Annotated in this window: 17 protein-coding genes; 7 read left to right on the top strand and 10 right to left on the bottom strand. The window is 40.2% G+C overall.

The features are described from left to right. Positions 1–7: 7 nt before the first annotated feature. Together rho and FTU29_RS10035 are read left to right on the top strand one after the other, a co-directional pair. Positions 8–1276: a transcription termination factor Rho gene (rho, locus tag FTU29_RS10040; protein WP_067731074.1), complete on the top strand. Its 1269-nt coding sequence runs from the start codon at positions 8–10 to the stop codon at positions 1274–1276. A gap of 412 nt (positions 1277–1688) precedes the next feature. Continuing rightward, positions 1689–1943, top strand: a complete 255-nt coding sequence (locus FTU29_RS10035) for a hypothetical protein (RefSeq protein WP_180121638.1) — start codon at positions 1689–1691, stop codon at positions 1941–1943. Positions 1944–2244: 301 nt separating this feature from the next. Here the strand turns inward: FTU29_RS10035 and FTU29_RS10030 are convergent, their stop codons facing one another. The 3 genes from FTU29_RS10030 to pheS all read right to left on the bottom strand — a co-directional run bounded on the left by FTU29_RS10030 (position 2245) and on the right by pheS (position 6030). Then, positions 2245–2541: an integration host factor subunit alpha gene (locus FTU29_RS10030; protein ID WP_004783565.1), complete on the bottom strand. Its 297-nt coding sequence runs from the start codon at positions 2539–2541 to the stop codon at positions 2245–2247. After that, complete coding sequence (gene pheT, locus FTU29_RS10025) at positions 2538–4919, bottom strand: phenylalanine--tRNA ligase subunit beta (RefSeq protein WP_180121636.1); 2382 nt, start codon at positions 4917–4919, stop codon at positions 2538–2540. Before pheT ends, FTU29_RS10030 begins: the two co-directional genes overlap by 4 nt. 130 nt (positions 4920–5049) lie before the next feature. Beyond that, entirely contained in the window at positions 5050–6030 is a 981-nt protein-coding gene (gene pheS, locus FTU29_RS10020; protein ID WP_180024390.1) for a phenylalanine--tRNA ligase subunit alpha, read from the bottom strand. Between the two features lie 159 nt (positions 6031–6189). On the opposite strand from pheS, the gene FTU29_RS10015 reads away from it, so the two are divergent. Further along, complete coding sequence (locus FTU29_RS10015) at positions 6190–7218, top strand: hypothetical protein (protein ID WP_180121634.1); 1029 nt, start codon at positions 6190–6192, stop codon at positions 7216–7218. Between the two features lie 84 nt (positions 7219–7302). Here the strand turns inward: FTU29_RS10015 and FTU29_RS10010 are convergent, their stop codons facing one another. Next, positions 7303–7515, bottom strand: a complete 213-nt coding sequence (locus tag FTU29_RS10010) for a hypothetical protein (RefSeq protein WP_180121632.1) — start codon at positions 7513–7515, stop codon at positions 7303–7305. 110 nt (positions 7516–7625) lie between these two features. Next, entirely contained in the window at positions 7626–8177 is a 552-nt protein-coding gene (locus FTU29_RS10005; protein WP_180121671.1) for an adenylate kinase, read from the bottom strand. 573 nt (positions 8178–8750) lie between these two features. Here FTU29_RS10005 and FTU29_RS10000 point away from each other — a divergent pair. Continuing rightward, the gene (locus FTU29_RS10000; RefSeq protein WP_180089849.1) at positions 8751–9893 is read left to right on the top strand and encodes a hypothetical protein; all 1143 of its coding nucleotides are present in this window, start codon (positions 8751–8753) and stop codon (positions 9891–9893) included. A 77-nt stretch (positions 9894–9970) separates the two neighbouring features. On the opposite strand, the gene rplT is transcribed toward FTU29_RS10000, so the two are convergent. Both rplT and rpmI read right to left on the bottom strand, forming a co-directional pair. Next, positions 9971–10330: a 50S ribosomal protein L20 gene (gene rplT, locus FTU29_RS09995; RefSeq protein WP_004647525.1), complete on the bottom strand. Its 360-nt coding sequence runs from the start codon at positions 10328–10330 to the stop codon at positions 9971–9973. Between the two features lie 11 nt (positions 10331–10341). Beyond that, the gene (rpmI, locus tag FTU29_RS09990) at positions 10342–10536 is read right to left on the bottom strand and encodes a 50S ribosomal protein L35 (protein ID WP_065994397.1); all 195 of its coding nucleotides are present in this window, start codon (positions 10534–10536) and stop codon (positions 10342–10344) included. A 223-nt stretch (positions 10537–10759) separates the two neighbouring features. Here rpmI and FTU29_RS09985 point away from each other — a divergent pair, with 223 nt between their 5' ends. Then, complete coding sequence (locus FTU29_RS09985) at positions 10760–12013, top strand: MFS transporter (protein WP_180121670.1); 1254 nt, start codon at positions 10760–10762, stop codon at positions 12011–12013. Between the two features lie 104 nt (positions 12014–12117). Continuing rightward, the gene (locus FTU29_RS09980; RefSeq protein ID WP_180121630.1) at positions 12118–12852 is read left to right on the top strand and encodes an energy transducer TonB; all 735 of its coding nucleotides are present in this window, start codon (positions 12118–12120) and stop codon (positions 12850–12852) included. 56 nt (positions 12853–12908) lie between these two features. Here the strand turns inward: FTU29_RS09980 and FTU29_RS09975 are convergent, their stop codons facing one another. Both FTU29_RS09975 and FTU29_RS09970 read right to left on the bottom strand, forming a co-directional pair. After that, a complete protein-coding gene (locus FTU29_RS09975) occupies positions 12909–13337 on the bottom strand; it encodes a YqaA family protein (protein ID WP_168378474.1) in 429 nt (142 codons plus the stop codon). A gap of 12 nt (positions 13338–13349) precedes the next feature. After that, positions 13350–13634, bottom strand: coding sequence for a hypothetical protein (locus FTU29_RS09970; RefSeq protein ID WP_078192639.1), 285 nt, complete (start codon positions 13632–13634; stop codon positions 13350–13352). 179 nt (positions 13635–13813) lie between these two features. On the opposite strand from FTU29_RS09970, the gene FTU29_RS09965 reads away from it, so the two are divergent. Continuing rightward, positions 13814–14227, top strand: coding sequence for an energy transducer TonB (locus FTU29_RS09965; RefSeq protein WP_180121628.1), 414 nt, complete (start codon positions 13814–13816; stop codon positions 14225–14227). A gap of 28 nt (positions 14228–14255) precedes the next feature. Here FTU29_RS09965 and FTU29_RS09960 read toward each other — a convergent pair whose 3' ends face one another. Further along, a complete protein-coding gene (locus tag FTU29_RS09960; RefSeq protein WP_168378472.1) occupies positions 14256–14873 on the bottom strand; it encodes a glutathione S-transferase N-terminal domain-containing protein in 618 nt (205 codons plus the stop codon). Positions 14874–15042 lie beyond the last annotated feature (169 nt).

Below are 15042 nucleotides of genomic sequence, written 5' to 3'. Positions count from 1 at the left end.
ACCACCTATGAACTTAACCGAACTCAAGAAAAAACCGATTGGCGAACTCATCAAGATTGCCGAGTTTATGGGCCTCGAAGGAATGGCTCGTAACCGTAAGCAAGATATTATTTTTGCCATCTTAAAGCGCCACGCAATGAACGGCGAAGAGATTTTTGGTGATGGCGTTCTAGAAATTCTGTCGGACGGCTTTGGTTTCTTACGCTCTGCAGCGGGTTCTTACCTAGCCGGCCCTGACGATATCTATGTGAGCCCATCACAAATCCGTCGCTTCAACCTTCGTACTGGTGACACTATTACAGGTACGATTCGTCCACCTAAAGAAGGCGAACGTTACTTTGCATTATTAAAAGTTAATCAAATTAACTACGACACACCAGAAAACTCACGTAATAAGATTCTTTTCGAAAACTTAACACCTTTATTTCCAACCGAACAATTGGTAATGGAATTAGGTAATGGTACAACAGAAGACTTAACTGCGCGTGTGGTTGACTTGGTTGCTCCGATTGGTAAAGGTCAACGTTCAATTATCGTTGCACCACCAAAAGCGGGTAAAACCATGTTGTTACAAAACATCGCACAGTCGATTGTTCGTAACAATCCTGAATGTTTCTTGATTGTCCTTCTGATTGACGAACGTCCTGAAGAAGTAACAGAAATGGAACGTACTGTTCGTGGTGAAGTAGTTGCTTCAACATTCGATGAATCACCAGCTCGTCACGTACAAGTTGCAGAGATGGTGATCGAAAAAGCGAAACGTCTTGTAGAACACAAAAAAGACGTGGTGATTTTGCTAGACTCAATTACTCGTTTAGCACGTGCTTACAACACCGTAATCCCTTCATCTGGTAAAGTTCTTACTGGTGGTGTGGATGCCCATGCTTTAGAACGTCCAAAACGTTTCTTCGGTGCAGCACGTAATATCGAAGAAGGTGGTTCACTGACAATTATCTCAACTGCGTTGATTGAAACTGGCAGTAAGATGGATGAAGTGATCTACGAAGAATTCAAAGGTACAGGTAACCAAGAAATTACCCTAGACCGTCGTATTGCTGAAAAACGCGTGTTCCCTGCGATGAACATCAAAAAATCAGGTACACGTCGTGAAGAGCGTTTGATGTCTGAAGATAACCTACGTAAAGTTTGGATTTTACGTAAATTGCTTCATACACAAGACGAACTTGCAGCGATGGAATTCTTGCTTGATCGTATGAAAGAAACCAAAACCAATGATGATTTCTTTGATCAAATGAAACGTAAAGCATCCAACTAAGTTGAATGTTTGACTGAAAAGGCCATCTATAACGATGGCCTTTTTATTTGGTTGACTTTGGTTACACAAAGAAACATTTGATGGATTTCCATGTAAACTTATTTTCAAGCTTCTGATTATAAAAAATATATTTTAAAAAACCCTATTCTTTTTAGTAGTTTATTTGCTATTTCGCCAATATAAAACTTTCTCTTAATTGTTATTTTCTGTTAAAAAATGGCCGTTTTTCACCTATTTTTAACGGTTTTTTCAAAGTCACTAGTAGCATTTCAAAATACTCAGTGATAGCATACACGCAGACCAGTTAGACTGCTCTATGCATTTTTAATACCTATTCAAATTAGGCATAATAAAAGCACACAACAGACTAACGCAGGTTATTTTTTAATCTCATATTTTAGAGAGTGATGCCATGTTATTCAAAAAAATCGCTATTGCTGCTGCAGTTGCTACTACTTTAGCTTTCGTTGGTTGTGCTAAAAAAACTGAAGAAGCTGCTCCTGCTGCTGCATCTGAAGCTGCTGCTTCTGAAGTAGTTGCTGCGTCTGACGCTGCTGCTGTTGAAGCTTCTGCTGCAACTGTTGCTGCTTCTGAAGCTACTGCTGCTGCTTCTGAAGCTACTGCTGCTGCTTCTGAAGCTACTGCTGCTGCTTCTGAAGCTCAATAATCTAACCGATTATTCAGCAAAAAAAGAGAGCCCTTTGGCTCTCTTTTTTATTGCCTCAAACTTTAAACCCTAGTTCATAAAAAGAGCTAAAATTCAAAATACTAAGCCCATGCTTATTGAAAAATAAAAACTAACAATTTAGCTAAAGGAAAGCCACAATCAACCTCTACGACAACTCAACTCAACTCAACTCAACTCAACTCAAGTATATCGTCTCACTTTAAAACAAATATTCTTCAACATGAATTGTGCGATAGATGATGAGCACTGCGCCTCCTAAATCAAAGGAAAAAAAAGCAGATCAATTGATCTGCTCATTTCCAACACGTTGACGGAATTTTTGTCCCGCACGGAAGGTCACTACACGACGGGCAGAAATCGGAATTTCTTCACCCGTTTTCGGGTTACGGCCTGGGCGTTGACGTTTATCACGCAACTCGAAGTTACCGAAACCTGAGAGTTTAACTTGTTCCCCAGAGATTAGCGCTTGGCTAATCTCATCGAAGAATAACTCGACCATTTGTTTTGCTTCACGACGGTTTAAACTCGTGAGCTCACTTAAATGATCAGCCATTTCTGCTTTTGTTAATGCTGTCATGAAGCCCTCAATGTCGCCTGGTAAGTGTTTTCCAACACCTGAAGTATGTTATCCATACCGGTTTTGATTTCAGCATCTTCTAATGTACGTGTTGGATGTTGCCATTGAATTGCAAATGCCAATGAGCGCTTGCCTTCTTCGACACCTTGACCAGTGTACACATCGAATAACCAAACTGCGTCTAAAAGCTCACCGCCGGTTTTTTCGATAAGTTGCTGAATTTCACTAACATTAATCTTATCACTAATTAAAAGCGCAATATCACGTCGAACCGACGGAAAACGTGATAATTCTGTAAAATTAGATACATAAGTTTGCAAAACAGCCGATTGATCTAATTCAGCGACCCAAGTAGTCGCCAAATCCAACTCATCTTCTAAAGAAGGGTGTAAACGACCAAAGTAACCAATTGATTGACCATTGACTAAGATTTCAGCAGATTGACCTGGATGTAACCACGTACGCTCTGAACGTACATATTCAACATTTAAACGTGCAGAATTTAAAATCTCCTCTACATCGCCTTTAAAGTCAAAGAAATCCATAGGCTGTGCTTTACCATGCCAAGATTCAGTCGTACGTGAACCTGTTGCAACCAGTGCTAATGTTGGGATCTGTTTGAGATCATGAATGCTGTTCGCACCTTGATAATCAAAACGTAGACCAAGCTCATAGAAACGAACACGATTTTGCTGACGGTTCACGTTGTATTGCACACATGGGATCAAACTTGATAATAAGGTTGAACGCATCACTGCAAGGTCGCTAGAAATCGGGTTTGCAAGCGCTAGTGGTTGAACCTGTGGATTTAATTGTTTCTCTAGTTTCGCATCTGCAAAGCTAAAGCTAATCGCTTCTTGATAACCCAAAGTAACTGCAGTTTGGCGTAACTGAACCAATTCAAATTGGTCTTGGTATTTCGCTAGTTTGACATCAATCACTGGCAAGCTGATTTGAATATTGTCGTAACCGTGAATACGTGCCACTTCTTCGATGAGGTCTTGATAAATCGCCATATCAAAGCGGTGCGATGGCGGTACAACTGTCCACTCACCTTCTGCTTTCACAGTGACATTGCAACCCAAACGCGTTAAAGCATCGGTAATAAATGCAGATTCAACTTTATAACCAAGCAGTTGATCGACTTGCGCTTGGTTCAGTTCAATGGCTTCACGTTTTGGTAATAGCTCTACTTTTTCAGCAACAGTAATTGGACCAAACTCACCACCAGCTAAATCAGCGATAAGCTGAGAAGCACGGTGCATTGCCATCATCGGCAATTCAAAGTCTACACCGCGTTCATAACGCTGAGATGCATCAGTATGCAAACCAAAACTACGTGCACGACCTGCGATATAGAGTTGATCAAAGAACGCCGACTCAAGGAAAATTTCAGTGGTATCATCAGAAACCGCTGAACTTAGGCCACCCATGATTCCTGCAATCGCCAAAGCTTTTTGATCATCCGCAATCACCATCACGTTTTCAGATAATTCAACTTCTTGTTCATTCAACAACGTTAATTTTTCTGCTGCTGTTGCTTGGCGTACACGAACAGAACCTTCAACTTTACCGCCATCGAATGCATGTAAAGGTTGACCCAATTCCATTAAAACGTAGTTGGTAATATCGACCAAAATACTGTGCTGACGAATGCCTGCACGAGCTAATGCACGCTCCATCCACTCAGGAGTTGGTGCTTTGGTATTCACGTTTTTGATCACTCGACCTAAATAGCGTGGGCAACCATCAGTTTCAACAACAACTTTCTTCTCATCAGTAATTGTTGCAGCAACTTCTGTAATCAATGGTGCAGTCACAGGGAGTTGGTTAATCACACCAATTTCACGTGCAATACCACGAATACTGAAGCAGTCACCACGGTTTGGCGTGATGCTGATATCAATCACATTGTCATCAAGATCTAAATATTCACGCACATTTACACCAACAGGTGCATCGGCAGGAAGCTCTAATAGACCGTCGATTTTATCTTCAAGATCAATTTCAGACGCACCGCACAGCATGCCTTGTGATTCAACACCACGAAGCTTGCCTTTTTTAATTTTGAAATCGCCCGGAAGTACTGCACCAATGGTTGCTACAGGAGCTTTCATGCCTACACGTACGTTTGGAGCACCACAAACGATTTGTAACGGCTCGCCTGAACCGATGTTTACAGTAGTGACACGTAAACGGTCAGCATCGGGATGTTGAACCACTGTTAAAACTTCACCGACTACTACACCAGTAAATGGTTTTGCAGCAGGAGATAAATCATCAACTTCTAAACCTAACATGGTCAGTTGGTCAGAAAGTGTATCGCTATCAATGGCTGGGTTAACCCATGTACGCAACCAATTTTCGCTAATTTTCATTGTATAAAAACCTATTAATTCTAAATTTCTAATCCCCTCTAGCGCCCCTTTAAAGAAAGAGGACGAACCCTAAGTCATGATGGACACCCCCTCTCCTTTTAGGAGAGGTTAGGGAGAGGTATAAAACTGTTTAAGCAAATTGGCGTAAGAAACGCACATCATTTTGGTAGAACATACGCAGGTCATTAATGCCGTAACGCAACATGGCAAAACGCTCTACACCTAAACCGAAGGCAAAGCCTTTGTATTTTTCTGGGTCGATGCCAGCGGCTTGTAAAACGTTTGGATGCACCATACCGCAGCCCAAAACTTCCAACCATTTACCACGTTCATCCATGATATCCACTTCTGCACTTGGCTCTGTGAATGGGAAATAAGATGGACGGAAACGTACTTTCAAATCTTTTTCAAAGAACTCATTTAACAAGTTCACCAACAAACCTTTAAGTTCTGCAAAGCTGGTGTTTTCAGCCACATACAAACCTTCGATTTGATGGAACATTGGCGAATGCGTTTGATCTGAGTCACAGCGATAAACACGACCAGGACACACAATACGGATTGGAGGCTGCTGAGTTTCCATCGTACGAATTTGCACGCCTGAGGTATGCGTACGAAGTAAATGATTCGCATCAAAATAGAAAGTGTCGTGCATCGCACGTGCAGGGTGATGACCCGGAATGTTCAATGCTTCAAAGTTGTGATAATCATCTTCAACTTCTGGACCGGTCGCAACAGTAAAGCCAGCTTTGGTAAAGAATTGGCAAATACGTTCTTGAACTTGAGTCACAGGGTGAATACTACCCACCGTTTGACCACGGCCGGGTAAAGTAATATCAATCGTTTCGCTAGCAAGCTTTTGTTCTAATGCAGCTTTTTGTAATTCAGCTTGACGAGCAGTCAGTGCGCCAGTAATCGATTCACGAACGGCATGAATTTGAGCACCAAAAACTTTACGTTCTTCTGGGTCCATTTTACCGAGCGACTTCGATTGTTCCGCGAGCTGGCTTTTCTTCCCTGTAAATTGCACTCGCACTTGGTCGAGTGTAGCAAGGTCCTCTGCTGCTGCAATCGCAGCGAGCGCTTCAGTGGTCAGGGCTTCCAGTGACATAGTAACTCTCAAAGCAACAATTTAAAAAAATAATATAAACCCCTTATTCTAACAGTTTTTAGCCGTTATGATGAAGCGCATTCACAAGTTAAAATTGCATTAGCATCAAGTTTTAAAAAAAGTATAAGATAAACACAATATCAATGGGATCCAATCTTTATGGCACTCGATCCAATCTGGAAACAACAGCTCACACTCGTCACTTATGGCAATGAATTTCTCAACCAAGGTTTGAGTTTTCAACGTTGGTTGAATCACCACATTTTTGATCAGCACAGTTTCCATTTTCGTGATTTGCTTTCACAGCATTTATTGGCTCAACATTTCCAAATTTGGCTAGAGGGCTTAAAAAAACAAGGGGTACAACGCTTAAGTTTACATAGCTCTAGCTTGCTGAATGATGAACAAAATCCGAATGCTAACGTTGAACTTCTTCCCTTTGCCCATTTTATTGTAAGCCACGAAAAAAATAAAAAGCAGGCATGGATTTTTGGTAAAGAACTTGCCGAGTGGTATAACGCAGAAAATGACTATGAAGCACCGGCATCCCAACAACTGCAAATTCGTCGAGAAACCTTTTGGCGCTATGAGCTGAACCATAAACTCATTAAACGCATCGCAGCGGATATGCAGTTACCAAAATGGGATGATATTCATAACTTCACTGAAGCAGAATTATTTTTACAAAAACCTGCGGAAGGTTTTATTGAGCCGGAGGTGTTAGGCACACCTTATTATGGTACTCAGCCCGATCTAAGCAGCGAATCAAATGAATCCGCAAAACTCGCACTCTTGCCAACGGATGCACAAGCGGATTTTGCACATGACAGCTTACATCGCTTAGATGCATTAAACCGCCATATACAGTCTAAAATTCAGCATCCCTATCATGCAGATGGCAGCATCTGTACACCTGAAGAACAGTTAAATTTACGCCATTTTGCTCAAAAAACTGAAGATTTAACGGCTAAATTTATTGTAAAAGTCGCCAATCACTATAAAACTGCACGTTTAACTCCTGTGGTCGAAAGCTCTCCTCTGGATGGATTTAAAACTGAGCAAAGAAAATCAAATCCTCAGCATGCACACACGCCAAATCCAACCCATAAACCCGGTGCAGGTGGAGTGATTACCTTAATTATTATTACGGTAGTGATTTGCTTATTGGCTTATTACTTCGGACTTTAACTGTATAAATGTGATCAACACTAAAAAGCCCTTCTCATGGAAGGGCTTTTTTATGAACATGCTTATGTATGAAAGACCTCAAAATTATGAGGTAATTAAATAATTAAACGGACGAATTTCTAATCGAACGCGATGCTGATCGGCATGTTGATTAATATAATGACTGACCGAGACTACTTCACCCTCAAGCTCTGCGTCTGCACCATACATGATTTTGACCGCCTCACCTTTGCGGGGAATCATTTCGAGCTCTACAGTGATGCTACCTTGACCCATACCAACTATTTCAGCCAACATTTTATTTTCCTTTTGTTCTTTTCTATCCATACATTAGGCATGGCGCAAAGCGCGGTATAAAGATTATTTCTGTAACTTAACTGCACTTTTTATTGATAAAACATCAAAACTTAAACATCAAAAACATAAGAGTCCAATTGTTCTAAAAATGCATCAACTGCATTTGCAGACTTTAAATGAATCCATTGAATATGTTGATATTCAGGTGCATTCATCATCTGTAGATATTTTTCACGATTCTTTTTATGGGTTTTAATCATCCACCAGACAATGGAATCTCGACCAAACATCCGCCACAAACTTTCCTGATTATTTGAATCTGGCCAAAGATCTTGTTTGGACTTAGCCCGAGAAAATGCGCGCCTTACAGAGCGGTATAAATTGACTGGAAACGGAAGGTCTAACCATATCACCGTATCTATTTCAGACCATTTAACAGGAATCGTTCGAGTATAGTTGCCATCAATAACATAACCATTTTTCGCTTTGGCAATTTCAGCTTCAATACGTGCAAAAAAGATTTCGTCAGGACACTCCTGCCAATCATCTAGCCAAAATAGATTATCCAGTTCAATATAATACAGCCCTAATTTTTCCGCCAAAGCTCTGGAAAAGGTTGATTTTCCAGTGGCCGATGTACCGACTACGTTTATTTTTTTCATTGTCATGATGATCTACTTGAGTCTGGTGAATCTACTTCAAGATAACAGCATTGGATCTGTAGGTTAACTTTTATTCTTCACGATAATCCAAAAGATCTGCATCGATATTGATAAAGTCAGGTTCAATTGCAGTATAAAAACACACTTTTCACAGACTATATTGATCCAATAATTTTTCAGTTGGTATTTATCCATTCATTTATGGCTGTCCCCCCTATCTGCACGCCTTATAAAAAAACAGATTCTAGCTGTCCCCAGATGAATGAATTAATTCTGCCCGCAATTATGATGAACATGCGCAATATAAATACCTTCCCGTTCTGAGCGAAAAGCGCCGTGTGCATGTGCGGGCCTTCAACTGAGCATTAAACAAACCGGCCAGGCAACAAGATCGAAGCTAAACATTGAAATCACGACATAATACGCACAAACCGTGGCTCGGGGCGCAGCACCTACCTAGCCTATTCATTTTTAGATATAATTTAGCGCTAAGCATCGATCAAATATTCAAAATTTAAATATAGTAACCAAACACTTAAATATAAAATTTCAACATAATTATTATGAGACTTTATGAAAACAGAATTTGACATTTATGCTAAAAAACCGCTGATTTCATGGCCAACAATTTTAATGCTTATTTTACTAGGCATTGCGATGGTCTTTATTATACCTTTTTTCAAATGGTTTAGAGATCAAGCTCAACCGCTTAACGTCAGCATAGTGATTGAATACCTGCAATTCACCCTAAAAAATTTCCCGATTTACAAGCTGCAAGCCGATCATGCCCAGCTGATCCTGCTCTACATCGTATCTATAATTGTCATTGATTACTTAAAAACGCAGATTAAACTGGTCATTACGCCTGATAAAATTTATTACCGCTTGTGGAAAATACCTCTCAGCACATTCATTCAGCGGCAGGAGGTAGAATACTGTCAATTTGCCATTCTTGGTATAAAACGCCCAAAACGGATCTCATGGCTGCAGCGTCCCATTTATCAGACTGCCAACAAAGAAAATCCACAGCTTTTATTCTTCCCCCTTAAAAATGTTCAATCTCAATTGCACCTTGCATGCTTAAGTGAACATGAAAAAGGGCAGCTGATTCAAATACTCAAACAATATTATAATTTTCAGGATGAGATTGCGGCGCTGACGCTTTCTCAAGAAGATCTGCAAAATTTAATTCTGCAAACCAAGATCAGTCCGCGGATCGCCTACATGCTTATCGGCAGCGTTCCTATTGGTATTTTGGGCTTATATTTAAACGCGCAAGCGCAGTTCTTTTACATTTCCAATTATCCGGTTTTGCTGTGTTTGGCCATTATTTTTCTGCTGATTTTCATTCCAAGCGTATTGTGGATACAAAAAGATATTCCCAAAATGGCGTTTACAGGAAGCGTGCTGTCCAGTACATTTTTAACGCTGAGCCTGAGCTTTTTTCTAATGCCGGTATTGCATAGTTATTATGCTTTGCATTTTGGCACTCATAAAATGACCGATGCGCAATTACTCTCAATGGATGCAGATGGTCAGAAATGGTTGTTATTAGACAACCAGCAAACTTTTCATATTTTACCCAAAACACCTTTCTACAACACGCACTTTAAAATAAATGCAATTTATGAATTTCCCATTTATTATCACTGGCATAACTATCATTTTCAGCACCGAGACCTTGCTTATGTCCAGCTTAAAACAAAAACCGATTAATATTGGTTAAGCTTACATAAGAATTTAAAGCCCAAAAAAAGACCGCTAAAAGCGGTCTTTTTTTAAGTCATAAAGACTTATGCAGCTAATGCATCTTTAGCTTTAGAAGCTAAAGCAGCAAACGCAACTGCGTCATGCATAGCGATGTCAGCAAGTACGCGACGATCGATAATCACTTGAGCTTTTTTCAAGCCAGCGATCATACGGCTGTACGACAAACCATTTTGACGAGCACCAGCATTGATACGCGCAATCCATAGAGCACGGAATTGACGTTTCTTTTGACGACGGTCACGGTAAGCATATTGACCTGCTTTGATTACTGCTTGGAACGCTACGCGATATACGCGTGAACGAGCGCCGTAGTAACCTTTAGCACGAGCAAGAATTTTTTTATGACGGCGATGAGCCTGTACACCACGTTTAACACGAGCCATTTATAATCTCCTTAGATGTATGGGCACATACGGCGAACTGAAGCAACGTCACTTACGTGAACCATTACACAGCCGCGTAATTGACGGATACGCTTAGCAGATTTTTTGGTCAAAATGTGTCGTTTGAACGCTTGGTGACGTTTAAAACCGTTTGCAGTTGGCTTGAAGCGTTTAGCTGCACCACGGCGAGTTTTCATCTTAGGCATAAGAACCTCTTTTGAACACCTGTTCGGCACGTCTGCACCATTGCAAAGACGCCCTGCAGGTAAGGGAGCGAGTATTCTAAAGCATCTTTGCTCAAAACAAAAGCGAATCTTTCTACCGAATATCGAACTTAATTAATTTTCTGATATAGATTTTCCGATGATTTTATAAGCGATGCCCAATAAGGCTTATATAATGTCGGCACGCCAACTATTAATGTCCATTATGAAACCTGCACAGGATGCTTTTGCAGCCCTACGTTATCGGGATTTCTCGATTGTTACGCTTAATCAATTTTGTCTGACCTTAGCCATTTTGATTCAAGAAATTATTGTTGCTTACTCACTGTATCAAATCACTAAAGACCCGCTAACACTGGGCTTAATTGGTTTAGCCGAAGCAATTCCTTTTATTGCTCTCTCTTTGTGGGGAGGATACTTTGCAGATCGTTTCAATAAACAGACCATTATGAAAATTTGTCTGTTTTTTTCTGTACCTATGCCACTTATTCTTTGGGGGTTATTTCACCAATATGGTCTCGGCCAAATTGATGTCACCCAACTGTCTTGGGGGATTTATGCGGTCATTTTTGGGCTTGGAACGATCCGTGGTTTCTATAATCCCTCGGCAACGTCGCTTAAACCTTTTTTAATCCCGCGGGAGCTCTATGCCAATGGTGCAACATGGACAACGATTGGTTGGCAAAGTGGGGTGATTATTGGGCCAATGCTTGGCGGTTTTATGTTGGCATTTTTAGGCCGTGAAACCAGCTTACTCAGTGTTGCGGCGCTACTAACGGTCTGCTTCGTTCTCATTAACCTACTCAATAAACGCAGTTTTCCTAAAATTGAATCTGACAATTTAAAAGATAGTTTAAGTGAAGGTTTTCGATTTATCTGGAAAACCAAAATTGTCCTTTGGGCGATTTCACTCGATTTAGTTTCTGTGCTTTTTGGTGGCGTGATTGCCCTCTTACCGATTTTTGCCGAAGATATTTTAAAAGTGGGGCCTGAAGGTTTAGGCTACTTACGGGCAGCACCGTCTATTGGCGCCCTGATCACTATGATTGCATTGACCAAATTCCCTCCAACTCATCATGCATGGCGTAATATGTTATTGGCTGTAGCGGGTTTTGGTGTATTTACCATTTTATTCGCATTTTCAAGCCATCTTTGGTTATCACTCTTTGCACTGGCAATGACTGGGGCATGTGACAGCGTGTCTGTGGTGGTTCGTCAGACCATTTTGCAACTTTATCCACCTGAAAATATGCGGGGTCGTGTTGCTGCGGTGAATGGCATGTTTGTTTCTAGCAGTAATGAACTTGGAGCTTTTGAATCGGGACTTGCAGCAAAATACATGGGCACGATCATGGCGACAATCTTTGGTGGCTGTATGACCATGGCTGTAGTTGCAATCAGTTGGGCAAAAACCCGTGACTTGTTTGGGATCGACATTACCCATCAGTCAAAAAAATAATGGCATATTTTCCATTTAAACCTTGCCAGTATTTCCAATACAGGAAATACTGCGCAGCAATATCGACGCATTCATCACTCACTTTGTGATCTTAGAATAGACTTATGAAACAATATCTGTGCTTAACCCTTTTGGCCTGCGCTCCATTTTCTACAGCGTTTAGTGCTTCAACCAAAACCCATCAACTTCCGGCACAGAATATTGAAGTTGCTCCTGCGCATTTAACCACGCGTTTAAATTGGTCGGTTTTTCCAAAACCGGTATATGCCAATGAAGACCTCAAGCAACGTGACCGCGCGGCCATTATTCGTGTTACAGCAAATGCAAAAGGCACCATTACCGATGCAAGTGTTGAAGAAAGTACAGGGGTCGATCAACTCGACCGAATCTTAATTGCTGCTGTCAAAAAAGCTAAAGTCAAACCACATTTAGAAAATGGTGAATCCAAAGCCATTATTGGCTATCAAGCGTTTAATTTGAGAGTTAAAGGCAATACGCCTGAATGTGATTTCAACTTTGATTCAAAAGTTTGGAATGCACAGAGTGCAGATAAGAAAACGCCATTCCAATATGTATCTCAACCAAAATTAGATCTCACTAGTCATGAGTTGAAACAGCACGATCGTAAAGTCAAATTTAACTTTAAAGTGGATAAACACGGACAAGTAAAAAAGGTCAAGATCAAGCAAGGCTCTGGCATTTATGCACTCGATCAGAAAGTCGTTGAAGCACTAAGAAATAGTCAGATCTCGGTTAAACGTACTGCGAGCACCCTTTGGATCTACAAAAAGTCGAACTTTAAAGATGAAATTCAATTTAAAGTGAATGGCTGTAAATAAGTAATAGATTCAACATTTCAAACAGGGATTGAATGTTTCAATGCCCTGTTTTTATCTCAGAAGAAACCTAAAAATATAAGATAAATACAGAGATAACGCCCGGTTTTCGCTACGGTCACCATGAACACAAAGCGCCAGAAGTTTTCTTTCATTAAACCCGCAATTAAAGTAATAGGGTCTCCAATAATCGGCAGCCAACTCAGTAGCAAAGACCAATAACCATATTTGTGATAAATACCCTGTGCCTGCTGCATTTTCAGCTCTGACACGGGAAACCATGTTTTATTTTTATAATGTTCTACTTTTAAACCAAGCCACCAATTCACACAAGAACCGAGAATATTACCAATACTGGCCACCACAATCAGCAGCCATGGATTATGTTGACCATAGCTCAACAAGCCGAGCAATACGGCTTCGGACTGTAAAGGAAGTAAGGTCGCAGCCCCAAATGCCGCGAAGAATAAAACTAAAAACGACCACATCGAAACGAATGCTTAGAGACCTAATTTTTTCTTCGACTTCAAATATTCAAAATTTGACCAAAGCACTGCTGCAACAATTACAACGATTCTCGACCATTTATATTGTGAAGAAATCGGTTCAATCGCAGCCCGCATCAAGTTTTGATCTTTGGTATGTAAATCTGCAAGAATATTTTGAACATGCACAATTTCAGCGACAAATAGCACTAAGCAGCCTGCAATACCAAAAATAATACTCCAATAGATTCTTGGATTATTTTCAACAATACGGGTAAAATTTAAGAAAAAGTCTTTCATCGCAAAATCGTCCAACTAAGCCGTCAACAACGCGTTCTTTTCGGCAGCGCCGCATTCTAACACAGCGTTAGAATTTTCTTCCGTCCTATCTAAAATCTTATGGTGAGTCTTTCCACACTTTACTTTTATACATGAGACTTCTAATCTGCCACGCAAATATTGAAAAATTTAAAAAATTTATGAAAAAAATTCTTTGCTTAAGTTTTATCGTGTTATTACAAATTTTGACCGCTTTATATGCACAAAGTCCTTCTGAAGTTGCCAAACAACACGTGATTACACAAGATCAAATGATTTGGCAAAAGCGACCTTTCTTTAACTTCAACAATGACGATCTGGACAATCAAAATCGTGACCTTAGTTTTAAATTGTATGTTTTAGCCACCGGCGAAGTTCAAAAAGCTGAATTAATCAAAAGCTCTGGACTTACACACATTGATAAGCGGGTTGAGCAGTCACTTTTACGTGCCAAGTTCAAACCTTATATCGAAAATGGTGTAGCCTCCCCCTTTGTTGCCTTACAGCCCTTCTCACTCAAGCCCCTGAAAGAAAACCAAAGAACTTGGTGGAAAAAGCTTCTATTTATTTCGTAAAAAAAGAGCATGTTTCCATGCTCTTTCTTTAAACGTGTATTGCTAAGGCTTTTTGTACCGCTGGACGGGCCGTCAGTCGATCGATATAGTCTTTCACGTATGGATAATCTTCCAGCTGAATTTGCTGCCATTCATGACGCAGTGCCCAAGGCAGAATAGCCATATCTGCAATCGAATACTCTCCAGCCACAAATTTTTGACCAATCAACTGATGGTTCAAAACTTTATATAAGCGTTTAGATTCATTTACATAACGTTCAGTTGCATACGGAATACGTTCAGGTGCAAAACGACTAAAATGATGATTTTGTCCTAACATGGGCCCAAAACCACCCATTTGCCACATCAACCATTGTTCAACTTCAACGCGCTCAAACTCATCTTCTGGATAAAACAAACCTGTTTTACGTCCAAGATATTGCAGAATCGCACCAGACTCAAAAACTGAAATTGACTCTCCTCGTGGGCCATTCTGATCCACGATTGCAGGGATTTTATTGTTCGGAGAAATTCTCAAAAAGTCTGGCTGAAATTGATCATTTTCCAAGATATTAATCGGAAAAATTTGGTATTCCAAACCCATTTCTTCTAAAGCGATGGTAATTTTATGTCCATTGGGTGTACCCCAATAGTAGAGATCAATCATCTATATTCCTTTTTAATTTTCAGTAAGGCAATCTCATTTTGCTTTATGTATAACATGTTTAATCCAGTGAAAGCTTGTCAGTTTTTCTGAAAAGTAACGTTAAAATGTGAATTATCACTTTGCTTTTAAAATCACTTAAGGTACAAAAATTCAAAAAATATAATTTTTT

It is taken from the genome of Acinetobacter sp. YH12086 (genome assembly GCF_013419345.1).
Taxonomy (GTDB): Bacteria; Pseudomonadota; Gammaproteobacteria; order Pseudomonadales; family Moraxellaceae; genus Acinetobacter; species Acinetobacter amyesii.
This window is presented reverse-complemented; position numbering and strand designations above follow the sequence as displayed.